At 43.4% G+C, this 23,480-nt stretch carries 22 protein-coding genes; 10 read left to right on the top strand and 12 right to left on the bottom strand.

Annotation, left to right across the window (positions count from 1 at the left end; translation table 11 throughout):
• Window positions 1-936: 936 nt before the first annotated feature.
• Entirely contained in the window at window positions 937-1,182 is a 246-nt protein-coding gene (locus tag ACWA1F_RS04770) for a hypothetical protein (RefSeq protein WP_456892599.1), read from the bottom strand.
• A gap of 213 nt (window positions 1,183-1,395) precedes the next feature.
• On the opposite strand from ACWA1F_RS04770, the gene ACWA1F_RS04765 reads away from it, so the two are divergent.
• The 3 genes from ACWA1F_RS04765 (at window position 1,396) to ACWA1F_RS04755 (ending at window position 5,257) form a co-directional block, all read left to right on the top strand.
• Window positions 1,396-1,548 carry a hypothetical protein gene (locus tag ACWA1F_RS04765; protein WP_456892000.1) on the top strand — a complete coding sequence of 51 codons (153 nt, stop codon included), beginning with the start codon at window positions 1,396-1,398 and terminating at the stop codon, window positions 1,546-1,548.
• A 10-nt stretch (window positions 1,549-1,558) separates the two neighbouring features.
• Window positions 1,559-4,804, top strand: coding sequence for a PAS domain S-box protein (locus ACWA1F_RS04760; protein WP_091490928.1), 3,246 nt, complete (start codon window positions 1,559-1,561; stop codon window positions 4,802-4,804).
• Window positions 4,805-4,867: 63 nt separating this feature from the next.
• The gene (locus tag ACWA1F_RS04755) at window positions 4,868-5,257 is read left to right on the top strand and encodes a response regulator (protein WP_091490930.1); all 390 of its coding nucleotides are present in this window, start codon (window positions 4,868-4,870) and stop codon (window positions 5,255-5,257) included.
• 131 nt (window positions 5,258-5,388) lie between these two features.
• Here ACWA1F_RS04755 and ACWA1F_RS04750 read toward each other — a convergent pair whose 3' ends face one another.
• Window positions 5,389-5,571 (bottom strand): hypothetical protein, encoded by a 183-nt coding sequence (locus ACWA1F_RS04750; RefSeq protein WP_091490931.1) that lies wholly within the window; start codon window positions 5,569-5,571, stop codon window positions 5,389-5,391.
• Window positions 5,572-6,123: 552 nt separating this feature from the next.
• Here ACWA1F_RS04750 and ACWA1F_RS04745 point away from each other — a divergent pair.
• Together ACWA1F_RS04745 and ACWA1F_RS04740 are read left to right on the top strand one after the other, a co-directional pair.
• On the top strand, window positions 6,124-7,632 hold the full coding sequence (locus ACWA1F_RS04745) for a PAS domain-containing sensor histidine kinase (RefSeq protein ID WP_456891997.1): 1,509 nt from the start codon (window positions 6,124-6,126) through the stop codon (window positions 7,630-7,632).
• Between the two features lie 136 nt (window positions 7,633-7,768).
• Window positions 7,769-7,987: a hypothetical protein gene (locus tag ACWA1F_RS04740; protein WP_143102038.1), complete on the top strand. Its 219-nt coding sequence runs from the start codon at window positions 7,769-7,771 to the stop codon at window positions 7,985-7,987.
• Between the two features lie 15 nt (window positions 7,988-8,002).
• On the opposite strand, the gene ACWA1F_RS04735 is transcribed toward ACWA1F_RS04740, so the two are convergent.
• Window positions 8,003-8,515, bottom strand: coding sequence for a response regulator (locus ACWA1F_RS04735; RefSeq protein ID WP_456891995.1), 513 nt, complete (start codon window positions 8,513-8,515; stop codon window positions 8,003-8,005).
• A gap of 559 nt (window positions 8,516-9,074) precedes the next feature.
• On the opposite strand from ACWA1F_RS04735, the gene ACWA1F_RS04730 reads away from it, so the two are divergent.
• A complete protein-coding gene (locus tag ACWA1F_RS04730) occupies window positions 9,075-9,275 on the top strand; it encodes a hypothetical protein (RefSeq protein WP_456891993.1) in 201 nt (66 codons plus the stop codon).
• A 112-nt stretch (window positions 9,276-9,387) separates the two neighbouring features.
• Here ACWA1F_RS04730 and ACWA1F_RS04725 read toward each other — a convergent pair whose 3' ends face one another.
• From ACWA1F_RS04725 to ACWA1F_RS04695, 7 genes are all read right to left on the bottom strand, one after another.
• The gene (locus tag ACWA1F_RS04725; RefSeq protein ID WP_456891991.1) at window positions 9,388-10,527 is read right to left on the bottom strand and encodes a formylglycine-generating enzyme family protein; all 1,140 of its coding nucleotides are present in this window, start codon (window positions 10,525-10,527) and stop codon (window positions 9,388-9,390) included.
• A gap of 312 nt (window positions 10,528-10,839) precedes the next feature.
• A complete protein-coding gene (locus ACWA1F_RS04720) occupies window positions 10,840-11,622 on the bottom strand; it encodes a DUF2490 domain-containing protein (RefSeq protein ID WP_091490942.1) in 783 nt (260 codons plus the stop codon).
• Between the two features lie 129 nt (window positions 11,623-11,751).
• The gene (locus tag ACWA1F_RS04715) at window positions 11,752-12,339 is read right to left on the bottom strand and encodes a hypothetical protein (protein ID WP_091490943.1); all 588 of its coding nucleotides are present in this window, start codon (window positions 12,337-12,339) and stop codon (window positions 11,752-11,754) included.
• A gap of 54 nt (window positions 12,340-12,393) precedes the next feature.
• Window positions 12,394-13,200 carry a DUF2490 domain-containing protein gene (locus ACWA1F_RS04710; protein ID WP_456891988.1) on the bottom strand — a complete coding sequence of 269 codons (807 nt, stop codon included), beginning with the start codon at window positions 13,198-13,200 and terminating at the stop codon, window positions 12,394-12,396.
• 151 nt (window positions 13,201-13,351) lie between these two features.
• On the bottom strand, window positions 13,352-14,416 hold the full coding sequence (locus tag ACWA1F_RS04705; protein WP_091490947.1) for an HAD family hydrolase: 1,065 nt from the start codon (window positions 14,414-14,416) through the stop codon (window positions 13,352-13,354).
• Between the two features lie 80 nt (window positions 14,417-14,496).
• The gene (locus ACWA1F_RS04700; protein WP_091490948.1) at window positions 14,497-14,916 is read right to left on the bottom strand and encodes a response regulator; all 420 of its coding nucleotides are present in this window, start codon (window positions 14,914-14,916) and stop codon (window positions 14,497-14,499) included.
• A gap of 91 nt (window positions 14,917-15,007) precedes the next feature.
• Window positions 15,008-15,544 (bottom strand): DUF6515 family protein, encoded by a 537-nt coding sequence (locus ACWA1F_RS04695; protein ID WP_456891985.1) that lies wholly within the window; start codon window positions 15,542-15,544, stop codon window positions 15,008-15,010.
• A 52-nt stretch (window positions 15,545-15,596) separates the two neighbouring features.
• Here ACWA1F_RS04695 and ACWA1F_RS04690 point away from each other — a divergent pair, with 52 nt between their 5' ends.
• The 4 genes from ACWA1F_RS04690 (at window position 15,597) to ACWA1F_RS04675 (ending at window position 20,593) form a co-directional block, all read left to right on the top strand.
• Entirely contained in the window at window positions 15,597-16,094 is a 498-nt protein-coding gene (locus ACWA1F_RS04690) for a hypothetical protein (protein ID WP_317043561.1), read from the top strand.
• Between the two features lie 388 nt (window positions 16,095-16,482).
• The gene (locus ACWA1F_RS04685) at window positions 16,483-18,927 is read left to right on the top strand and encodes an arylsulfatase (protein ID WP_208610229.1); all 2,445 of its coding nucleotides are present in this window, start codon (window positions 16,483-16,485) and stop codon (window positions 18,925-18,927) included.
• A gap of 109 nt (window positions 18,928-19,036) precedes the next feature.
• Window positions 19,037-19,981, top strand: coding sequence for a hypothetical protein (locus ACWA1F_RS04680; RefSeq protein ID WP_091490952.1), 945 nt, complete (start codon window positions 19,037-19,039; stop codon window positions 19,979-19,981).
• 39 nt (window positions 19,982-20,020) lie between these two features.
• Window positions 20,021-20,593 (top strand): hypothetical protein, encoded by a 573-nt coding sequence (locus ACWA1F_RS04675; RefSeq protein WP_143102039.1) that lies wholly within the window; start codon window positions 20,021-20,023, stop codon window positions 20,591-20,593.
• Between the two features lie 14 nt (window positions 20,594-20,607).
• On the opposite strand, the gene ACWA1F_RS04670 is transcribed toward ACWA1F_RS04675, so the two are convergent.
• Together ACWA1F_RS04670 and ACWA1F_RS04665 are read right to left on the bottom strand one after the other, a co-directional pair.
• A complete protein-coding gene (locus ACWA1F_RS04670; RefSeq protein WP_091490955.1) occupies window positions 20,608-22,530 on the bottom strand; it encodes an OmpA family protein in 1,923 nt (640 codons plus the stop codon).
• A gap of 12 nt (window positions 22,531-22,542) precedes the next feature.
• Window positions 22,543-23,460 (bottom strand): PorP/SprF family type IX secretion system membrane protein, encoded by a 918-nt coding sequence (locus ACWA1F_RS04665; protein WP_091490957.1) that lies wholly within the window; start codon window positions 23,458-23,460, stop codon window positions 22,543-22,545.
• Window positions 23,461-23,480: the final 20 nt, after the last annotated feature.

Here is a 23,480-nt window from a genome sequence, read left to right as displayed (position 1 = left end):
TTTTTTTTAATACATTATTTACCAAGGATGTATAAAAACTTACCTCCAACAGTTAACAGTTGAGTGCACAGCTTCTGTGTACTGCTATACACTGCACGATATGATCTCAGAAATGATTTAGTGGGGTAAAAACCACCGTGACAAAATAAGGGAGGACTGACAGATAGTTGTCAAAACAAAACAGGGCTCCTCAGAGTCCCAAGCCCCGACAGCAGTGGAAATCCTTCTGCGCCTGGGTTCGGCGCAGAAGATTGCTTCGCCAGTTCGCTTTCGCTCGGGTGCAACGGATAGCGGGAAAAAGCTCCAAAAAAAAAGCATAATTTACAATTAACAGTGATGACTGCTCCGAATAAAATTCCACAGCAATTTTCCCAATACCGATTAATCCAGACCTTACAGAACTCTGCCTGCTTTTATGCAGACAGCCATAAAAAAAGGGACCTGCCAAAATCCGGCTGATGTATCTCAGCGATAATAAACGGCGTCAAAAAACATCCCCATCTATAAATTATATAACAAAATAACTGCAATAATCCATTAATTTTGCAGTTTAAAAACCCGGCCGCGCAGACAGCCTCAAACAGCAGTCTTCTCTAATCGGAGCGCCTGTCTGGGAAATTATGGCAAAATGAAAAAGTTTAAAATTAAAAAACAAGACAACGACAAATGGCTGGTATCCCATAACGAGTTCCCCAAGTTTACCTGCTCCTTTGCGGATAAAAGATACAACTATGGAAAGACCATCACAGGGCTGTCCCACCCTGCAGGGGACCTAAATGAAATCCGGCTGCTCCAGAAAATGGAAAAATGGCTCTATCAGCACCACACGGAAAAAATAAACCGATAGCAGCATGCAGCCTCTTTAAAAAAAAAAGCAATGAGCAAAACTGCCCGCTGCCGGCGCTGTTTTCTCTGCGATGCTTCTTTAAACATAATTTATCGTACCTCTATAGTATTGGCAAGGTTTTCCCTGTCGATAAAGGCGGCAATATACTGCCGGGCTTCATTGCGTTTTTCAGCGGCCGTTTCAAAAGTGTTGAGATGATACTCCTCATCCTGGTCCAGGATATGGATGATCTCAGTATAGCCCTTTGATATCAGGCTGCCCTTGAGCTTAAGAATGGTGTGCTGCATTTTGGCATCCAAATCTTTTCTCACCTTTAGCTGTATCGCTTTTTCCATTGTAAAAGATTGGCCTGTTTGTTTTGGCATATTTCCTGAATCAAATATAATTATTTAGAAAGCATATTCAAAACACGGATGTGTTAAAAAACAGACTCCGCAATGTGAAAATTTTAGAAGATTCAAATAGAATTGTATAAAACCAAGGGAAGCAAAAAAATTAATTTTAGAAAAAATCTTCCTGATCAAGGACGCATCAAAATTGCTAAAATCATGGAATACGAAAAAAAAATTATGCGCCCGAAGGACTGGGAAAAGATGCCGATGAGCAGGAAAACCTGCTTTTTGCCGAAAACGACTGGGAAAAATAAATTGCTTACTTTTACAGAAAAGCTAAGGCTGCTGCCCTGCAGCGCCCCTGCCTAAAACCACAGACTTGAACCAAGACTTTACGAATTCCGAATATTACTTTCTTCAGAACGGAGGAGAATCTGCCGAGCTTATTGCAAATATAGACTGGGAAAACCATGCTTTGGGAAGTCCCAGAAACTGGCCCGAAAGCCTCAAAAATACAATAGCCACCATCGTATCCTCAAAATTTCCGATGTTCCTCTGGTGGGGGGATGGCCTGATCCAGTTCTATAACGACTCTTACAGCCCCATTTTTGGCACGCAGGGCAGACACCCCAAAGCCATGGGACAAAAAGGCATCGACTGCTGGCCGGAAATGTGGGACTTTATTTATCCTCTTATCACAAAGGTGCTCAGCACTGGGGAAAGCGTGTGGTACGATGACCTGCTGATGCCGATCCTGCGCAACGGAAAAATGGACGACGCATATTGGACTTTCAGCTACAGCCCCATCAGGGACGATCAGCGGCAGATCAAAGGCGTATTGGTGATCTGCAATGAAACTACTGAAAAAGTAAACCACAGCCGTATACTTAAGGAAAACAGGGACGAATTGGAATTCGCCATCACTGCTGCCGAATTTGGGACCTTTGACCTGAACCCGGCCACAAACCGCTTTGGTGCAAATGCAAGACTCAAAAAATGGTTCGGCCTTAAATCCGATGAGGAAATACAGCTGCCCATAGCACTTGAATCCATTGCCGACTGGGACAGGCAGCGCGTAATGGAAAGCATCCGGAAGGCCCTGGATTATGGGTCAGGCGGCAAATATGATATTGAATATACCATCGTACATCCTAAAACTAAAAAGCGCCGTATTGTGCATGCCCTGGGAAAAGCATGGTTTGACCAAAACAAAACGGCCTACCGTTTTAACGGCACACTGCAGGACATTACCCAGCATAAAAAAGCGGCCGAGGAACTCCAAAAATCAAGACAGCTCACCGACCTTACCATAAAAAGTATGGGACTTGGGCTTTTCAACATCGACTTCGCCGACAACACCATAGACTATTCCCCCGAATTCAGCCTGCTGCTCACAGGCAGCATCAAGAAGAATTGCAAGAGGAAGGATTTCCTCAAATACCTTCATCCCGAGGACCTGCAGCTGCGGTCCCAGGCTATCCAGAACGGAATCGAAAACGGCTCCTTTTTCTACACGCCCCGGGTCATCTGGGACGATGGCAGCATACACCGCATTGCCGTGTCGGCAGCCAGAATCCTTACTTCGGATGGAAAAACATCGGCATTCTCAGGCACCATTGCCGATATCTCCCAGCAGGAGAAAAACCGTGATGCGCTGAGGCTCGCCGAGTCACGCCTGCAGCAGGCGCAGCGGGACGCCGCAGTGCTTTTCAAAAATGTGACCGACAGCTCACCGACCGGTTTATGGCTCTGCAATACCCAGGGCATGATGACCTATTTCAATAAGACCCTTATTGAATTTACAGGACTTCCGTACGAGGAACTGCTGGCAGGCAGATGGACACGCGTAATTTATGAACAGGACTATCTGCAGGCTAAAAAAGCATTTCTGGACGCTATCCAAAGCAGGAAACATTTTGACGTGCTGTTCAGGGCCGAAAAAAATACAGGCGAACTCATCTGGTGCAGGGCCGCAGGAGATCCGTTCTTTGACAGCGATGGGAATTACGGCGGTTATGCAGGATTCTGTATGGATATGGACGAGATCATCTCCGGGCGTAAAGCCATTACTGAAAGCCAGCATAAGATCAGTGCCATGGTCGAACAGTCACCGTTCGGGATCTGCCTCTTTACGGGTCTGGACATGAAAATAGAGATTGCCAACGACATTATGGTCAGCTACTGGGGCAAGGACCGCTCCGTTATCGGCCTTCCCATGGAAGAAGCGGTCCCCGAGCTTAAAGGGCAGCCATTTATGGACCTGCTCCAGGAAGTTTACCGTACAGGAGAAACCTACTATGGACACGCAGTGCCTGCCGATTTGAAAGTCAATGGAAAGCTGGGCACCTATTATTTTGAATTCACCTATACCCCGATACGAGACTCAAAGGGAGAAATTTACGGAATAATGGACATTGCCGTCGATGTTACAGATCAGGTCATGGCTTCCAAAAAACTCGAAGAGACCAGACTGGCGCTCACCGGCGCCATAGAACTGGCCGAACTCGCCACCTGGACCCTTGACGCCGGGGAAAAAACCATCACCTGCTCTGAGCGTTTTAAAAACTGGCTTGGAATGGACACCAGCACCGCCCCACGCGAGCAGTTCCTGGAGCGTATTTCGCCGCCCTACCGCGATAAGGTGTCCCTTGCACTGGAAGAGGCACTCAGCGGATCGTCCGAGCATTTTTACGATTATGAATTTGAGATCGTAAACAAGATAACCGGCCAGCAGCGCATCATCCATGCCAATGCGCAGGTGCTCTACAGTAAGGACGGATCTGTAGCCGCGCTCAGCGGCACGGCACAGGATGTGACCAAACAGCGCAGCCTGCAGCAGGAACTTGCCTTTAAGGTAAAAGAGAAGACTGCAGAGCTCGTGTCAGCAAATGCTGAACTCGAAGCCAGCAACCGCGAGCTTTCCCAATTCGCCTATATCGCTTCCCACGACCTGCAGGAACCGATACGGAAAATCAGCATTTTTACCGATATGATGAGAAGCAATCTGGATAAAAATCCCCAGAAGGTGCAGTTCTACATCGACAAAATCCTGACCTCATCGCGAAGAATGGAAAACCTGATCAAGGATGTGCTGCAGTTCTCCAAACTGGCCAATATCACCCAGCAGTTTGAACCGGTAGACCTTAATGATGCAGTAGCCGATGTCCTGACGGACTTTGAGCTTATTATTGAACAGAAAAATGCCGTGGTGCAGATTGGAGAGCTCCCTATTGTGGAAGCAATCCCCCTTCAAATGTCGCAGCTTTTCGGCAATCTGGTATCCAATGCCCTGAAATACACCAAACCTGATGCGCCGCCGCAGATCAGCATTACGGCCCAGCCGATGGCAGAATCCGAAAAAAGGCTCCACGCCCTGGATCTGGAACTTGAGCACATAAAAATAGAGGTGCGCGATAACGGGATAGGTTTCTCCCAGCAGCATGCCGAACAGATATTTAATATCTTCCAGCGCCTGCACGGCAATGACCAGTACTCCGGAACGGGGATCGGACTGGCCATGTGCCGCAAGATCATGCAGAACCACAAAGGTGAGATCACCGCTTCCTCTCAGGAAGGGGTCGGAACCGCTTTTACATTGATTTTCCCAAGGCTTCATGAAAAATAAAATAAGGAATTGTAAGATAATGAAACGGAAAACTATATCTTTGCTGCCCATTACAATCCCTAGATGAAAACCATTTTTTTAATTGATGATGATCCCGACGACCGCGAAATTTTTGAGGAAATTCTCAGCCAGGAGCATCCCTTAATTGCATTTCAGCAGGCCGAAAACGGCGCAGCGGCATTTGAAAAGTTACGATCCGGCAGTTTTACAAAGCCTGATCTGATTTTCCTTGATCTCAATATGCCCGTTATGGACGGACGCAGCTTCCTAAAGCAGATCAAAAAAGAAGCGGCGCTGCAGGATATTCCGGTAATTATATACAGTACATCATCCAGCGAAATAGACAAAGCATTTGCTCAGGATCACTTGGCGGCGCAGTTCTTGACCAAACAGTATTCCATTGAGCTGCTGCGCAAAGACTTGAACGCGGCAGTGGAAAATTTTCTGTCCTGATTTTCCATAGGTCCGGTGATTTTTTTGGATCAACAAAAGGGAACTCTGATTAAAAGCTCCTTTTTGCTTTTTTTTTATGATTCCTTAGCTGCCAGGCTTTAGCGCATCGATCAGAATTAAATATAAGAAATTTAAAAGCTGGTCGGCCAATTTGCATAATGATAGTTGGCTGGCATCTGCACCACCTCAATCCAATTAGAATTCTCTTGCCGATTCAAAACTTTTAGTCCCTGATGCGCAGGCAAAAGAATGGCAAGTGGAAAACTTTCAAAACGAAAAGAGAATTGAAAGTGGCGGCTTTGCGCCAGCCCCATATGAATCTGCGTTTTAAAAAATCTTAAAAGCTTCTTAAGGCAGCTGCTGTGAGCCTTCCCGTATCCGCTATGAATCAATATAATGCGAATTATGTAAAAACAAATCTTATTCATATAAAAAGAAAAACCATCTTAAGCCTCATATTTGCTTGCAATCCTCAGCCTTAAGGCTGTGCTTTGGCAGAATATAATTTTACGATACAAAATACAAAAAACCATATCATATAAATAGTACGGCACCGTTCATTCCATCACCAATTCTGCGCTTATTTATCTTTTAATTCCCTGCGGTTTGCGGAGAAATTTTAAGCGGACATAAAATGGAAGATTTATTATGGATGCCCGTCTGATATGCAATCTGTCTGACGGTTTTTTCAGTTGTGATCATTGAAGAGAAAGATCCGTCATGAAATAATGGAAGCGGCTCTTGTCAAAGCACCTGCAATTCAGCTTTCAATTATTGGAATTATGATACACTATACGCCGCCAGCATAACAGTAAAATATTAGAAAACATTAGATTAGCCATAAGAACTAAATAAAACCCAACGCTATGCACCATAATCCAAGGCTTCTGCAAAGTATAATTGACGCTATTCCAATGCCCGTAGGGGTATATGTGGGAGATAATCTTAAAATTGAACTGGCCAATGCCGCCATGATCAAAACCTATGGAAAAGGGAATGATGTTATTGGAAAAACCTATCTTGAGGTTGTTCCAGAAATTGAAAAGCAGCAGATTCTCGATGAGGCGCTGGGCGTGCTTAAAACCGGCACCGCCTTTCATGCCGCAGCCAAAAAAGTAGATCTGGCGATAGACGGCGTGATGACTGAACATTACTTCAATTACAGCTTTATACCCCTCTTTGATGAGAAGGGAGAAGTATACGGAGTACTTAATACGGGCACTAATGTCACGGATCTGCAGCTGGCCAAAGAGGAAGTGCAGCATTCCAATGAAAAACTTAAGATGGCCATTGAGAGTTCGGGCATAGGGAGCTACGAAATAGACCTTGCCACAAAGAAAATCAAAACATCGGGAAGCTTCGATGCCATTTGTTCCATTTCAGGTGATGCAACCAATGAAGATTTAATTGCAAAACTGCATCCCGATGACCTCCCGGCGCGGGAAAAGGCGCATAAAGAAGCGGCAGTGACAGGGAAAATATGCTACGAAGCCCGAATTTTAAATGACGGCCGCCCGCACCGCTGGACCAAAATTAACGGCAGGATTATCAAGGATGAACAAGGCAGCCCCAAAACCATAATAGGCATTGTGCAGGATATCCATGAGCACAGAGAATTTCAGGAAGAATTAAAAAAGCAGGTCCAAAGCCGCACAAATGAACTCAACCGCTCCAACAGAGACCTTATGCATTTTGCCAGCGTGGTGAGCCATGACCTTCGCGAACCGCTGCGAAAAATTAAAATTTTCAATACCCTCTTAAGAGATGATATAGAAGGAAGCGCCAGTGGCAAATCTGAAAAATATCTTCATAAAGTAGCCCAGTCCGCCCAAAGGATGGAGAATATTATTGAAGGGATCCTGGCCTATTCGACCGTAGATAAAACCCTGCAGCATATCGAAGCCATAGATCTCAATGAGGTTATTGAAAATATAAAAATAGATCTGGAACTGGTCATAAAAGAAAAAGGCGCTGTTTTAATTGCTTCTGACCTGCCGCAGATTCAGGGAGCGCCGATTCTAATCAGCCAGCTTTTCTATAACCTCCTCCAGAATGCCCTAAAATTTTCAAAAGCGGACCAGCCGCCCAGGGTGACCATAACAAACAGCACAATCCATATTGGAGGGGAAGATTTTGTGCAGATAAAAATAAAGGACAATGGCATTGGAATCGATGGCCGGTTCGCTGAAAAGATCTTTACGGCATTTGAAAGGCTGCACTCCAAAGACCAGTACGAGGGAAACGGACTTGGTCTGGCACTGTGCAGAAAAATTGCCGAAAGGCATAATGGAAAAATAACTGCTGCCGGAGAAAATGGCAATGGGGCGGAATTTACCGTTACCCTGCCTTTAGAACAGAAGGCAGATACCATATAAAATTCAAATATTCTGCATTCTTTACTATCCATCACCTGCAATAATATTCTATTTTTGCAGTTCAAAACTGAGCGGCAAAAAACAGCCCAGATGCATTCGCAGCTGATTGTCTGCAGAGATTAAAAAGATGACGGAAATGAAAAAATTTAAAATTGAAAATGCAGGAAAGGACACCTGGCTGGTATCCCACAACGAGTTTCCGAAATTCACCTGCCTTTTCGAAGATAAAAGATTCAATTACAAGAGAACCATCACCGGGCTTTCCGACCCCTCAGGGGATCCAGAGCAGATCCAGCTGCTCCAGAAAATGGAAAAATGGCTAAAGCAGCATCACAAGGGCAAAATAGACGTATAACGCAGGCAGGAGCCCTTAGAAGCCGCCCTCGGAGCTATTCTTTTCCGAAACAAAAAATAAATTTATGGCCGGCCTCAATAAAGCTTTTGCCCAGTGCAGAAAAAACACTTTCTTTAGCACCATCACAAAGCCTGCAAAAGAACTAGGTTTCTGGACATAAAGGTCCGCCCCCTTTTCAAAGCTCTCTTCAATATCCAAAGGATGGCTCCAGGTGGAGAGCATAACGGCAGGAATATCCTTCAGCTTTTTATCTCGCTTAATTTCTTCCAGCGCCTGCTTGCCCCCCTTAACGGGCATATTGACATCTATAAAAATAATATCGGGATCTGGCTGGGATCTGTCTCTAAGGCTGTCCATGAGCTGCTGCCCGTTTTCAACGGTCGTTACCTCTGAGGGCACCTGCGCCTCATCCAAGGCATCGATGAATAATTCCTGATCGTCCTTATCATCCTTGGCCAGTATAATCTTTACAGGCTCTTTTTCATTTACCCCTTCAGCGGACGGGCGGGAATTCTCTGAACTTATCATCTTGAATCGGTTATATGCTTATCAAATGTAGTGCATAAATGCCAAAAAGATTTCAGCCATTCCATAAATTTAAGATAAATAATTTTCTTCCTATAGATCTTGCCGGCAGCGGCCCCATGTTGGGGCTGCCTTTAATTTTACCGAAAGAAAATCAGCGGTCTTTTAAAGATTTTTGGACAGCCTAATTTTGCGACAAAAACCTGACACCTGTTCTTTGGAGCTGATACTATTTCTGCTGCAAAAAATTTAGCATTATTTCAAAAAATCTGCCATTCCAACTATTGTGGCATACTTGTGACGGATAACTTTCTATATGCCTGTTAAATCATTAAGATCAAATTCTTGCCTACTGAAAATCGCAGTGCATTCGCTCTTCAAAATACGGCCCAGAATTATTACTTTATAAATTTATCATCTTTAAATTGCTGCATTCTCATTTAAGAGCCCGGTTCATTTTAAAAACAAAAAAAACACACTCTAAAAATCTAAAAAACAATATTTTAACCCAAAAAGAGATACTTATTTTCTATATTTGCAACTCACGCAAATAGAATTTTTCATGAAGTACCTAATTCTGCTTTTAATGATTTCAGGGTCTGTATTTACAGTTGCAGGACTATTGTTTCCTGCAAATTTTCTATTAATTTTTAAAATAAACGGAGTTCATTACCTCTGCAATAATTTACATCTCGGAATTATTTTAACTCTAGTTGCCATCTTATTTACCTTTCTATATGATTTGAGCCTAAAAAACAAATAATGCCATTTATAACACAGCTGAGTTTTCTAAATTACTGCTTATTTTTTTCAAAGCGGCTTACTTTAGAAAATAACAGCTCTCAAGCCGGTTCGATGAAGCAGAACGATAAATGCTATTTGTCTTTCACACATCTGAAACCAACATGGTTTGCTGCAGATCTGATTTCCCCTTTTCCCCTGGTTCCAACCATATATCTGGTGCAATATTGGTCTGTGCATAAAAATGAGCCGCCTCTGTGCACGCGTTTTATTTGTGTGGGATCGCTGGGATCATAATAAGCGTCTGGCCCTTGCGGATTTTTGGCTGTTTTGCCGCTTTCTGCCAAGGTTCTGTAATAATCTATGCTGTACCAGTCATTTACCCATTCCCAAACATTTCCAGCCATATCATACAAACCATATCCATTTGGAGCGTATTGTTTTGTTGGAGCAATTCCTTTAAATCCGTCTTCTCCCGTATCGCCATCTTTTATTGGGAAATGCCCTTGGTAAATATTGGCTTGAAATTTCCCTTTAGGTTTTAAATCATTTCCCCAAGCGTATAAATTTCCAGTTTTCCCCCCACGTGCGGCAAATTCCCATTCTGCTTCTGTCGGAAGCCTTTTTCCAGCCCATTTTGCATATGCGGCAGCATCCTCGTAAACTACGTGAACTACAGGATAATTTCCCTTTCCTTTAATAGTGCTTTGAGGTCCTTCAGGATGCCTCCAGTCAGCGCCGGGTTCATAGCGCCACCACTGCAGAAAATTATTCAAATTAACTGCAGATGCAGTAGGGGTAAATACCGCGGAACCCGTAATTAAATCTTCTTCGCTTGCATCAGGAAACTCTTCTTTTGTCGGTTTTTGTTCTGCAACAGTTACATATCCGGTTGCTTTAACAAATTTTTCAAACTCTTCGTTAGTTACTTCGGATTCATCCATATAATAACCGTCAACATACACGCGGTGTATTGGCGCGGCATCTTTTGTAACCCCTTTGATGCTGCACAAACTTTCATCTTCAGCACTGCTTCCCATAGAAAATTCTCCGCCGGGAATCCAGACCATGCCTTTGGGCGCTTTTCCTGCTGGTTTGTGCTTGTTTTCAATGGTTGGTTGAAATGTAGAAGGCGATCCTATATTTGGAGTTTCATGACATTGCACAGCATCTGCTGTTTCTTTTTTAGGCACGATTAATTTAGTGTAACCGTAAGCAAGTGAAATAATGAAAAGTGCCAGGGCCGCAAAAAGCCAAAAGGGTTTATTCTTCATGGTCAATAATTTTGGTATTGTTTAATGTTTTTTAAAAATCAGATTTCTTTCTCAGCTTGTAGCGCTTCGCACTTGTTTTTCCGTCTTCTGCATGTACGATCTGATATGCTTCTCCAAATTTGATGCACTTAACATCTCCGATGGCAGCTGCTTGCCTCCCTTTTTTGGCAGCCTTTCTGGAATTGCATTGGCTGCCGGAACTGCAACTTTACAGACATTAACGTCTTTTTCATAATAGGTGCCCCAACGGACTGCACATCTTCAGGGTTTTGCAAAAGAAAGTAAGAACGTGATCTTTCATGCCCCTTTTGCTTAAATTCCGCTGCTTCCGTCATCAACGCTTGTTTTGGTCCGCTTAAATGATTTTGTAAGGTTAGAAAAGAAATTATTAAAAATAAAATTAAGCTGAAAGGCATTGACAAGCTGATCCGAAGTTTCTCTAGGCATTACCTCGCGCGCATACGAAGGCTCAATCTGGATATCATTATTGAGTGATATGCCGAGCCCCACGGTAAAGCGGTTGCGGTCAAAAAAATCAGGTCCGCTTACCGCGCTTTTGGTTTTGAAAAAAACTTCGTCAGATGCAAATGAATAAATTGGAATTTTATTTACTTTTAAAAAGTTAAGCGGATATACGGCCTTGACCTGAAACCGAAAACGTTCTACAGCTTCAAAATTTGAAGATTCGTTTTTAAGATGCCTGTCCTCAAACCTGCCACGAAGGTTCACCTTAAAGCTTTTTTGGGTAAATAAACTATAGGTGACCTGAACTGCACTTCGTAATTCAGGAGTATTTTCCTGGCTTAATTCCGGAACGTTCCTGTTGCCGAAATAAGCATAGAAAATAGAAAGTTTCCATCTCTGGGCCGGATAATAATGCGCCCAGGCCCTGAAATAGACCTGCGTAATATTGTGAAACATATTCGGATTATCCGGAATACTGCTCGAACTTAAGCCCGCATCAAGTTCAAGAACCCAATTCTGGCTGAGATCTGCAGTAAATGCATATTCGTTCCAGAATTGATTCAGCTTATCTGACTGGCTGTAACTATGCGAAAACCCAATAAGGAACATTAACGCTATTTTCTTTCCCATAATTCTTCCATGCTAAAGTTTATGCCAAGTTACATTTTATCTGCAGCATGCTTATTGCTGTTATTTGCTCTGAACTGTTATGGCTGACTATTGCAGCATTATGCCGGGACCTTAGTCTGTGAGGCATCACTAACTTAAATCTATCAGTCCTCTTCCGCGTGATTTTATACTGCCGTCAATCTCTGCCAGCGTGCTGTTGGGAAGGCGTTTTATATCTTTAGCGCTTACAAGAAAAATCTGCCCATGTTCTTTAGAAGGCGCTGCAGGGACAAAAACAACCGCGCTTCCCCCTTCACCTTCTTCTATCAGATGCGCAGGCTGCCAATAATCCCCATTCTTTAAGAGCACCGGCAGATCGGTGCTTGCTTTTTTTTCTTTTGCCTTTAGTTTATCCTCTGCTATTTTTTTATTCTTTTCATATCCCGGCAGGAAGACCATCAGCTTATCATCGATCCATCCGGTAAATTTTCTGATATAGGTCAGGTGCAGCAGATAACCGCTGAAATATAAGAGCAGCAGCAGTAGAATACCCCCGATAATGTCGCTGGCAAATACGCCCAGAATCTGATCAAAGCGGAATAGATGGGCGGCTTTTTCTCCGTAGTTCTGGAAAAAGAACCAGACTTTTTTCAGTATCATAAAAAAAACAACCAGAGGGAGCAGCACCAGAGCCCCCGATATGCAGTTGCGCTCCACCTGCCTTAAAATTTTTTTCATATCAATAAGGTTTAATATTAGAGTAAAACATTTTCACCAACCAAAACAAAACAATCAGTCCGCTCCACCGTCCACACTGTCAAAAGTCTCCCTTTCCTTGGGTTTGACAGTATACTTAATCGACACCATCGGACCGTAATAAACATCAAACTGTGTCCCGTTTGTGCGAAGCTGCATCTGCCCGATAATGCCCGCTAAAAAATGGATATTGGGAGTAATCCCGGCGGTGTAGTACACCGAGAGCCTAAAGATGTCAAAATGCTCCGTGGCGTAATCCTTGGAAGCAAATTTGAGCATTAATTCGGCATAATACCCAATGTTTGGAGCCAAAAAAAGAGGTTTGCTTTTGCTTTGGGGTAAAAAATGGTTCACTCCAAACCTCATTCTGATCCTGGGAACAGTCTGATGGACCCCATTGCGGTCATCAAAAAATTTAGTTTCAAAACGAACCTGCTCAAAAATATTTCCTCTGGGCATATCCTGGGAAAAAGTGCCCATTAGGATCAGCCTGTTTTCCAAGGTTTCATAATTGCCCATTTCCCGCACGGCATATTTCTGGTTGTGAGCGTATCCCAGCCACAGCTTTATATTCTTAAACCCCGAATAGATAAGCCAGGGCCGCAGTACCACCCGCTGGGTATATTCAAAGGGATTCTTTGTATCATAAGAGCCCTGGGTTACCAGCTGCATATCGGCCTGTGCGCTCAGGTGCCATTTTTCATACACGGGAAAAGCAATATCGGCCTCCGATATTGAAGCCGGAATGAATCCGACCGTATAGGGTGCTTCCTGCTGGCCGCTTGCTGCCTGAAATGCTTTAAGGGTGCAGAATGAAATAAAAAACTTGCTAAACCGGCTCATAATTAAGATAGGTGTTAAAATGAATATGCAGATCTCGCTACTTTTGCAGCGGTCCATTAACAGAGATAAAGAAATCCTATAGGGCCTTTATCAAGAAGACCCTGCTGCAGCCAAATATTTTAACGGCATGGAATATACAAACCATTTCATATCATTTTTTTTGATCGGCCGCAAAAACGGCTTTCCAGTCCGTTTTTATATCTGCAAAAGCCCAGTTTTCAGCTTTCCCCTGATCTAAACCTTTATCCAAAGCTCCGATGGGAGATTTCCTGTCATAGGCCCACTCGCGAACCGAATCCGTGTGATGCACATAGAGTTCAAAATTTTTATATTTATTGGAGGCGGTCCATTGCAGCATCTGCAGGTCACCGTCAGAGTTCCCCGCCGCAAATACGGGCTTTCTGCCTATATACTTTTCTATTGCTGCAGGTTTTGCTTCTTTATCATCATTAAAATCAAGAGCGGCAAGCTTGGTAATTACAGGATTTCCATTGTTATACTCATATTTAGCCTGCAGGGTGCTCCCCACAATCTGGTCTTTGGGAATGCCGTAGATATCCTCTGCCCATGCGCGCATAAAATCAATTCCCCCGCCTGAAACAATGAATACCTTAAACTCTCTGGCCTGCAGAAATCTTACCAGCTCAAGCATCGGCTGATAAATGAGCTGAGTGTATAATTTCTTTTTTGTGGGATGCTGCGCTGTGCTGATCCATTTTTTTACGTCAGATTCGAACTGGTCGGTTGTCATTCCTGAATGGCTTGCGGCAATGATCTCAAGCAGCCCTGCTTTGCCTTGTTTAAGAAGCCCGGGCATATTATTTTCCAGAACATCCTTAAAGGGCTGTTTATTTTTCCATTCAGGATGTTTGGAAGCGGCGGCTCTTACCTGGTCCATAGCGAAGAAAAGCTGGAAATAAAACGGCTGTTCAGCCCATAAGGTTCCATCATTGTCAAAAACGGCAACACGGTCTTTTACCGGGATAAAATTTGAGCTTTCCGAATTGGTCACATCTGCGATGTATGCCAGAATTTGTTTTTTTACTTTAGTGTCGTTCCATGAAGGCAGAGGATCCATGCCCGATGCTGAAGGCTGTCTGATGTCTGGGGCAGGATTTTCTTGTTTCAGGCTGTCTTTTTTGCAGCCCGCCACCAGGATCAGCAAAGCAAAAAACAGTAGCAGTTTGGAAGGTCTTGCATTATTTGTTTTTTTCATCTTATCTGATTTTATTTATGCGCTGGTTATTTTAAAAATTCTAATGCAACGCCGCGCCTTTTAACCCGGCTCTGCTTAAATTAAAGATTAAGCGTGCTGCTGTTCTTCCCGTATTGCACAATCCCACTGATAATATTCTGATACTCCTTAAAATCAAATTTTTTCTCAAAATAGCCGTGTATGGGATACGAAAATGCCTTTTCCACATCCAAAGGAGCCTTTGAGGTGGACAGAAAAATATACGGCACGCATTTTTTTTCCAATTCCCCATCACTGAGAATTTTTTCCCTGAGCTGGTAGCCGTTGAGCCCCGGCATATTGATATCCGACAATATAAGGAAAGGCTTCACCTTTGTACCGGACAAATACCCCATAACCTTAGTTGGATCAGAAAAATAGGTCACTTTACTGGGAATATCCAGGCTCTCAAAAATTTCCCCAAGCATAAGCCTGTCATCCTCGTCGTCCTCTATCACTATTATTTCTCCATTTCTGTTCATTCTCTTAATTTGAAGGCATTAATTTATTACGTTTTCATCTTATCTATTCCCAGACCAGACATATTTCACAGAAAAACGTCCGTGCATAAAATTATTTGTCTTCTTCGACCAAAACAACTTCGTATTTGTTTTTGCCATCAACTTGTACGGGCTGGTAATAGGTTTCTCCAAATTTTACATATTTCACATCTCCAATGGTAACCTCTTCACCTCCATCGGGCAGATTATCCACCAGTGTGCCCGCTGTTGGAGCTACCACTTTATAAGTGCTCCCTTCTTTTTCATAATACGTCCCTCCATAGTAATAATTGTTGACTGTCCCGGTATTGACCGTTTCAGCACCGCTGGGAATATTGTTTACCGTTCCCCCGACGGGTGCCGGCACAGCGGTGTACCCCCCATTGGAAGGTGCATACCATACCCCTTGATCATAATGGTACTGATTGTTTTCAACACTCACCACAATGGCGGTGACGGCCAACGTGGTTACAAAAAATCCCCACGGATGCCAGACCGGCCCCCAATAGAAAGGCCTGTAGGGATGGAAATAATACGGATGGTACGTATTGTACCTGTAACCGCCATAACGGTAAGGAGGACGCGCATAAACAACGGTATTTCTTCTCACTACGGTATTTCTATTGTGGTTGATGTTAATATCCCTGCTCCTGTCAATACTGATGTTATTTCTATTTCTATTGACCGTGTTCCCGCTGATATTGGTATTTTTATTTCTATTGGCGGTGCCTGCCTTCCCATTCACATTTCTGCCTGAAGTATTCTTTGCAATCCCCGAATTTCGGTTTACCGTGCTTTTCTTATTGTTTATTTTGGAATTGCCGCCCGCAGCAGGCTTGGTTCTTGTCACTGCCGCACTGCTGTTTTTCGGCCTTGCTGCCGCTGGTTTTGAAGCGGCCGGCCTTGAAGCGGCTGGCCTAGAAGCAGCAGACGGTCTTGCTTTTGGTGCGGGTCTGGAATGGGCGCCTGCAGCTGGCCTGTTCGCTCCCCCTCGATGGCGCTGCGCTGCGGCTTCAAAGGAAATTAATAAAATTCCCGACAGGCACCATATGGCGGCTTTTCTTACTGTTCTATTTACGTCTTCCATTATAAATGATTTTAGATTAATAAAAAAACAAAACATACACCCTTTGTTAATTATAGGAATTATCTATGTATAATTCCCGATACGGAAAATTTACTTCTTACAAATAAAATTTATCTGCCTGCTAGTTCCTTAAAACCGTAAACTTACATAAAACATTAAAAATAAAATAATTAAGAATAAAAATCAATTTTTAGAGATCTTTTTTTTTAAATTTTAATTAACAGGAACAATCTGCTAACAAAAACATCAAATATTTAAATATCAATGCATTTACTTATTTTTTTTTACTTAACTTAGCTTATGCTTTAAAAAACTACCTGCCTTACATTTTTTTGTTCTACCAGCCCAAGCAATTTTGAAAGCCCCATAGATGGCTCTGCTGTATTGTAAAAAGACCTTTTTCCCGGGCTGTTATTTTCTCAGTAATGAAATAGATTTAATATTAACTAATACAAATCATTATGAACGCCAAAAAAAATACCAAACCTAAAAAAAGCGCAATGCTTTTAGCTTTATGCCTATTTTTCTTCAGCGTGCCTTATAGAATACTGGCACAGGCAGATCCCCAGCAGGTAACTAAGGAGACATTTAAAGGAAAAATCAGTCTTGATGTTCGCGATTCTAAAGAAGACTGGGCTCCTTATACGCCCAAGGTAGCCCCAAAGGGCGCCCCGAATATCTTATTTATATTATACGATGATACTGGATTGGCTGCATGGTCCCCATATGGAGGAGCTATTAATATGCCCACCATGCAGAAATTGGCAGATAACGGTCTGATATATACGCAATGGCATACCACTGCCTTATGCTCGCCAACACGTTCTACATTATTAACAGGCCGCAACCACCATCTAAACGGAATGGCGGCAATTACCGAAACTGCGGCAGGATACCCGGGAGCAAGCGGCAGGCTGCCAAAACAGGTAACTACTATCGGGCAGGTTTTGCAGGATAACGGCTGGAGCACTTTTTGGATCGGAAAAGACCATAACGTTCCAGAGCAGGATGTAGCATCTGGAGGAAATCGCAGCACTTGGCCCCTGCAGATGGGATTTGACCGATATTACGGATTTCTTGGAGGAGAGACCAATCAATGGTATCCAGATTTAGTGGAGGACAATCATTTTGTTGATGCTCCGGCAAGCCCGGAAGAAGGATATCATTTGTCTAAAGATTTAGCAGACCATGCTTTAGAATATCTTCGCGACCAGCAGGCAACCAATCCGTCCAAGCCTTGGTTTATGTGGTACTGTCCAGGTGCCAATCACGCGCCGCACCATGCCCCGCAGGAATATATAGATAAATACAAAGGAAAATTCGATGACGGTTATGAAGCGTACAGACAATGGGTTCTGCCTCGTATGATAGCAAAAGGAGTGATTCCTGCCGGGACTAAGTACGCTCCATTTAATCCTCTGCCTAAGAATGTTGCCAATGAAGGCGACGCTGTTCTAGAATGGAATAAATTAAGCGCCGACGAAAAGAGACTATTCTCAAAATTGGCTGAAGTGTACGCCGGATTTTCAGAATATACCGATGCCCAGGTGGGACGCGTAATTGATTATTTGGAAAAAACCGGTCAGCTGGAAAACACCGTTATCATTTATGCCGCAGATAATGGAGCTTCGGGAGAAGGCTCTCCTTCAGGTTCTGTAAACGAGAACAAATTCTTCAATGGATATCCGGACGAATTGAAAGAAAATTTAAAGCTCATTGACAAATTAGGAGGTCCTGATACTTACGAACACTATCCTACAGGATGGGCGGCCGCTTTCTCAACTCCTTTTAAAATGTTCAAAAGATACAGCCAGTATGCAGGAGGAACTTGTGACCCGCTGGTAATTTCATGGCCTAAAGGGATTAAGGCAAAAGGCGAAGTCCGAAATCAATTTCACCATTCAACGGATATCGTTCCGACATTGCTTGACATCTGCGGCGTAGAAATGCCTAAAGTCTACAAAGGAGTTCCGCAGTACCCATTATCTGGAGTGTCTATGCGTTATACATTTGACGCTGCTCCCGATGCAAAAACCCAAAAACACATCCAGTATTTTGCTATGCTGGGAAGCCGCGCTTTATGGAAAGACGGATGGAAAGCAGTTGCCCTTCACGCACCGCTTGTTGGAAAAGGGAACTTTGATAATGACGTCTGGGAGCTATATAATACCGATGTCGATAGAGCTGAAAGCAACAATTTAGCTAAGAAAAATCCTGAAAAATTAAAAGAATTGATTGCCGACTGGAATACAGAAGCGGCTAAAAATCTTGTATTGCCATTGGATGACCGCGCTGCCATCGAAATTTTGGGAATTGAGAGACCTTCCTCAGAAGCTCCACGCGACCAGTACGTTTACTATCCTGGAACCGCACCGGTGCCTGAAGGCGTTGCGGTAAATGTGCGAGGCCGCAATTATAAAATTGTTGCCGATGTCGATGTAAAAGATGCGAATGCTTCGGGAGTAATTTTTGCTCACGGATCCCGTTTTGGAGGACACTCCCTGTTTTTGAAAAACAAAAAATTATATTATGTGTACAATTTCTTAGGAATCCCGCCAGAACAGAAATTCGTTTCAAATGTTGATATTACGCCTGGAAAACATGTCTTCGGTATGGAATTTACCCGTGAAAAAGCAGGCCCAAACGGCGAATCACTAGGAACAATGAAACTATACATTGACGGAAAAGAAGTGGCTTCCGGTCCAATGAGAACCCAAAGCGGTAAATTCACGCTATCAGGAGACGGGCTCTGTGTCGGATTTGACAGCGGCGATGCCGTTAGCAGCGAATATAAAACTCCAGGAGAATTTAAAGGAGGTGAAATTCTTGGAGTAGGCATTAACGTGGGCAAAATCGAATATACTGATTTAAACAGCGAAGCAAAAAGAGCTATGAAAAGAGACTAGATTAAGTTAGTGGGTAAAATGGAGATATTTCAATAGCAATGAATATCTCCATTTTATTTTTATAAAGACAGTGTTGAAAATTCAAACTGGTAATAATTAATGAAAACTTATGAAACTTAAATATGCAACAATGTGTGCGCTTCTCATTGGAGTGTGGCTCCTGCCGTTTAAAACAGCTGCGCAGCAGACAGACCATTTAGCCGACAGCAGCAGCTTTTACTTGTCCGAAAATAACATTTCTGTGCAGAGTAAGGCAGACGATTATTTATACCAAAGAACAAAACCTGTCCCCCCTTGGTTTGCCAGACGCATAAAGGCAACTGTCGGGCTTTTTATTCCGGTCAACAATACCACTATCGAGGTGGGCAGCCAAAACGGCACCTTCGGCACCGAGATTGATTTTGAAGATGATCTGGGTTTTCGAAAATCATCGAGTACTTTTTTAAGTGACATCCAGTGGCGTGCCTCTCGGCGGTCCAGATTTGACCTGAGTTATTTTCATCTGAAAAGAACAACTTCCTACCAGCTCAAAAGGGATATTGAATTCGGGGACCATACCTATCCGGTGGATGCCAGTGTACACTCTTTCTTTGAAACCAGCATCTATCGTTTTTCATACGGCTACGCCCTGCTTCTGGATCCAAAATATGAGCTTGGACTGATGATAGGTGCCCATATCCTGAGAAGCGATGTCGGGATCAGCCTTGCAGGAGCCACAGCAGAATTGGGCTATAATGACGGATTTGATTTTACCGCGCCCCTGCCTGACGTTGGAATATGGGGAGGCTATGCCTTTACCGACAAGCTGGCCTTAACGGGAAATGTGAGCTACCTCTCGCTGAAAATAAATGACATAAGCGGCAAGATTATCAGCTACAATCTATCAGTCCTCTATCAGGTTATTCCAAATCTGGAGCTGGCTCTGGGTTATACAGGCCTGAATTTTAAGGTCGATGCCCAAAAAGAAAGGCTTCAGGGGTATTTTAAATGGGGCTATAACGGACCCTCGCTTACCGTATCATATTCCTTCGGACCAAGGCACCCTTTCCAGTAAGCAGTACATTTTTTTTTAAAACCCCTAAAAATAAAACAGATGCTCTTTAAATCAAGTAAAACAGGCTTTTTTCTTTTTTGCCTAAACCTTTTTTTAATGCCTTTCAAATCTTTGGCCCAGCAGAGTGAAGAATCATTTACCCCTCATCACCAGCTGGCTTTAGTGCTTAGCCACGCCCATGTTTTTGAAGGAAGAAACCAGGACGGTGAAAGAGAAGTGCTTTCTCTGCCTGCCTGGGGCATTGATTATACTTATCATTTCAGCCCTAAATGGGCAGCCGGCCTGCACACCGACTTTATAATTGAGAAATTTGCGGTCGAGAAGAATCTTGCCGGCGGTGAGGAAAAACAAACCATTGAGCGCAGCTATCCAATTGCTCCTGCCCTTGTCGGAATTTACAAACTCAATGGACATTGGAGTTTTCTGCTGGGAATGGGCGGTGAATTTGCCAAAGAGGAAGATTTTCTGCTCACCCGTGCAGGCGCCGAATACGGATATGAACTCCCGAAAGGCTGGGAAGTGCTTGGAAGCTTTGGCTATGACTTTAAATGGAATGCTTATGATACATGGACCATCGGAATTGGCATTGCAAAGAGTTTTGGAAGAAAATAGCCATCATAAAACAATTAGATGTGAGTGATAATAAATTCGCTTCGCCTATTCTCCTGATGCTCTTCTTCAGAACACTTCACCCCATCCGAGCATGCATTTATTAGCTGGCTTTCCCCATATCCTTTAGCGCTCAGCCTATCGGAATCAATGCCTTTTGAAACCAGCCACTGCATTGTTGATCTGGCTCTTCTCTGCGATAGGGATTCGTTGTATTTATCAGAACCGCGGCTGTCGGTATGGGAGCGGATATCGAGTTTCATTGTGGGATTTTCCTTTAAGGCAGCCAGAATTTTTTCCAAATCCATTGCCGCCCGGTCAACAATATCGGATCTGTCTAAATCAAAGTAAATTACTTTAATTCCAAAGCATTTGGCCAGATTAGTGCCCACAGCCAGCTGGCAGGCTGCTTTATTAAGGGCAATGGGAACATTGGTTTTTCCATTAAGGGCCGCTGCAGCCACGCTTATTTCTTTTTTGTCATAAGTTCTCCTTTCAGCACGTATCGTATACGTCTTACCGCACTGCGCGGGTATGCTATAAAGGCCCGACGCATCAGAGAATGCAGTAAATTTGATTTCATTTTTTTCATATAGAATCAATTTTGTATCGGGCAGAAAAGCACCGCTCTGAGCATCGGTTACTATTCCTTCCAAATTTTGAATGCATTTTAGTTTTCTGGTTTCTGTAAACTTATAAATGTCATCAGAACCCTGCCCACCCTCTTTATTGGAACTGAAATACCCTTTTCGTGTAAGCGGATCGATTACATAGGCAAAATCATCTTTAGGGGAATTAATATCTGATCCGAGATTCTGGATATCGCTAATGGTGCCATTGTCCTCTATTTTCCCCACAAAGACATCTAATCCGCCAAGGCCGGGATGCCCGTCAGAGGCAAAATAAATTTCATCCTCACTGGTAACATAAGGAAAAGTTTCCCTGCCTTCAGTATTGATGCTTGGTCCCATATTCTGGGGAATTCCGTATGCTCCATTAGCGTTTATGCTGACTTTATAAATATCGGACTGCCCAAAGCTGCCGGGCATATCCGAGGCAAAATAAAGCGTCTTTCCATCATCGCTTAAGGCAGGGTGTGCGGTGCTGTACGTGTCACTGTTAAAAGGAAGACTGGCAATATTGCCCCATTTGCCATTTTCAAGTTCTGCCTTGTAAATCTTAACTAAAGTCACTTTATTTTCATCCCAGCCCCTTTTCCCCTCTGCATAATTATTTCTTGTAAAATAAACCGTACGGCCGTTTTTGCTAAAAACCGGCGAGGATTCATGGAATTTTGAATTCAGTACCGATTTGATTTTTACGGCCCCGGATGGGTCCTGATCAGCCGCATATAAATTGGTAAAATATTCGTTATTCCATTTGTGCTTCCGCTTTGCAAAATTCCCTGTATCCCTGGCAGAAGCGAAATAGATTTTGTTATCATGAACTATGGTGCTGTAATCCGAATATTTTGAATTAAACCCGGCATCGCCTACCGTATAACGGCCCGAATTGGCCTTGATCTGTTCGAGGTAATCTGCATTTTCTTTATAGCGTTTGCCCCTGCTGTCATTTTTATAGAGAGCCGCAAACTCATCCATAATTTTCCCAGCCTTCTCCAGCTCGCCAATTGATTTTAAACACTGGGCATATCTGTAATAATATTCAGACCCTGCTGCACTATCCTTTGCAAAGAGTTCCCCATACCATCTTGCAGCGGCTTCATAGTCTGAATTAAAATAATACGAATTGCCCAGTTTTTTAAACATCTCTTGAGACTTATAGCCTTTTTCTGCGGCCCTTTCATAGGATTTGGCCGCATCCTTATAGGCAAGGCTGCCGTAACTTTTATCAGCGCCCTTAACTTTTGATTCCTGCGCAGAACCGGCAGATCCCAAGAGGCTCAAAATGGCTGTATAAAAAAATAGATGCTTTTTCATGCTCATTTGTTTTTAGAAGAAACGAGGTGTGGTCATTTTACTGTTGTTTTTGATAAATTCATACCGCAGGAATATCTCATGGGATCCCGAATTGTAATTATTGAGTCTGGTGGTCTCCCGGTCATATCCATATCCAATGTAAAGGCCGTCTGTGATCTGGAATCCGGCCATTGCACTCACAGAAGCGCTCCATCTATAGGCCGCACCCAGCACAAATTTGTCTAAGAACATGAAATTGGCCGAAATATCAACCTGCAGCGGCGCCCCTTCTACCATCTTGGCCAGTACGGCAGGCTTGAATTTATAATACTCATACTTGTCCAAATTAAAGACATAGCCGCCCATCAGATAATAATTGATTTTATCCTTGTAAATGGCTACATCGTTGTCATCATAACGATTGGTCTCAATAAAATTCGGAACCGATAAGCCTAGGTAAGCCTTATCAGAATGCCAGTATATTCCTGCCCCCAGATTCGGCGAAAATTTATTATCCAGATCCTGAAACTGGGCATCACCCTGATCTTCAGGGTTGAGTTTGCTAATATCCAGATTGAACAGGTTTGCCGTTGCCTTGATCCCAAAGGAAAGCTTGAAATCTGCCGAGGTCTGAACCGTATAGGAAAGATCCGCCGAGAAATTATTTTCATTTGTCGGACCTATTTTATCATTAATCAGCGAAACCCCAATCCCCAAACGGCTGCTGTTTAAGGGCGTATTTATGGAAAAAGTGCTCGTTTCAGGAGCACCGTCCAAACCTACCCACTGGGTTCTGTACAGGCCGAAAATGCTCAGCGCTCCGCGTGAACCCGCGTAAGCGGGATTAATGGTAATGGTGTTGTACATGTACTGCGTAAACTGGGCATCCTGCTGGGCATAGCTGCAGACTGTTACGAGCATGGTCATTAAGGCAAATAATTTAGTTCCCATAGCAGATTGTGTATTTAAAT

It is taken from the genome of Flavobacterium erigeronis, assembly GCF_054075165.1.
The sequence above is the reverse complement of the archived record's forward strand: the minus strand, read 5'-3'. Positions and strand labels throughout refer to the sequence as shown.

Bases quoted from the DNA above. Each gene is read 5' to 3' on its own strand.
- ACWA1F_RS04770 (WP_456892599.1), bottom strand. From the start codon at position 1,182: ATGGAAAAAGCGATACAGCTAAAGGTGAGAAAAGATTTGGATGCCAAA.
- ACWA1F_RS04765 (WP_456892000.1), top strand. From the start codon at position 1,396: ATGGAATACGAAAAAAAAATTATGCGCCCGAAGGACTGGGAAAAGATG.
- ACWA1F_RS04755 (WP_091490930.1), top strand. From the start codon at position 4,868: ATGAAAACCATTTTTTTAATTGATGATGATCCCGACGACCGCGAAATT.
- ACWA1F_RS04750 (WP_091490931.1), bottom strand. From the start codon at position 5,571: ATGGGGCTGGCGCAAAGCCGCCACTTTCAATTCTCTTTTCGTTTTGAA.
- ACWA1F_RS04745 (WP_456891997.1), top strand. From the start codon at position 6,124: ATGCACCATAATCCAAGGCTTCTGCAAAGTATAATTGACGCTATTCCA.
- ACWA1F_RS04740 (WP_143102038.1), top strand. From the start codon at position 7,769: ATGAAAAAATTTAAAATTGAAAATGCAGGAAAGGACACCTGGCTGGTA.
- ACWA1F_RS04735 (WP_456891995.1), bottom strand. From the start codon at position 8,515: ATGATAAGTTCAGAGAATTCCCGCCCGTCCGCTGAAGGGGTAAATGAA.
- ACWA1F_RS04730 (WP_456891993.1), top strand. From the start codon at position 9,075: ATGAAGTACCTAATTCTGCTTTTAATGATTTCAGGGTCTGTATTTACA.
- ACWA1F_RS04725 (WP_456891991.1), bottom strand. From the start codon at position 10,527: ATGAAGAATAAACCCTTTTGGCTTTTTGCGGCCCTGGCACTTTTCATT.
- ACWA1F_RS04720 (WP_091490942.1), bottom strand. From the start codon at position 11,622: ATGGGAAAGAAAATAGCGTTAATGTTCCTTATTGGGTTTTCGCATAGT.
- ACWA1F_RS04715 (WP_091490943.1), bottom strand. From the start codon at position 12,339: ATGAAAAAAATTTTAAGGCAGGTGGAGCGCAACTGCATATCGGGGGCT.
- ACWA1F_RS04710 (WP_456891988.1), bottom strand. From the start codon at position 13,200: ATGAGCCGGTTTAGCAAGTTTTTTATTTCATTCTGCACCCTTAAAGCA.
- ACWA1F_RS04705 (WP_091490947.1), bottom strand. From the start codon at position 14,416: ATGAAAAAAACAAATAATGCAAGACCTTCCAAACTGCTACTGTTTTTT.
- ACWA1F_RS04700 (WP_091490948.1), bottom strand. From the start codon at position 14,916: ATGAACAGAAATGGAGAAATAATAGTGATAGAGGACGACGAGGATGAC.
- ACWA1F_RS04690 (WP_317043561.1), top strand. From the start codon at position 15,597: ATGTTATTTCTATTTCTATTGACCGTGTTCCCGCTGATATTGGTATTT.
- ACWA1F_RS04685 (WP_208610229.1), top strand. From the start codon at position 16,483: ATGAACGCCAAAAAAAATACCAAACCTAAAAAAAGCGCAATGCTTTTA.
- ACWA1F_RS04680 (WP_091490952.1), top strand. From the start codon at position 19,037: ATGAAACTTAAATATGCAACAATGTGTGCGCTTCTCATTGGAGTGTGG.
- ACWA1F_RS04675 (WP_143102039.1), top strand. From the start codon at position 20,021: ATGCTCTTTAAATCAAGTAAAACAGGCTTTTTTCTTTTTTGCCTAAAC.
- ACWA1F_RS04670 (WP_091490955.1), bottom strand. From the start codon at position 22,530: ATGAAAAAGCATCTATTTTTTTATACAGCCATTTTGAGCCTCTTGGGA.
- ACWA1F_RS04665 (WP_091490957.1), bottom strand. From the start codon at position 23,460: ATGGGAACTAAATTATTTGCCTTAATGACCATGCTCGTAACAGTCTGC.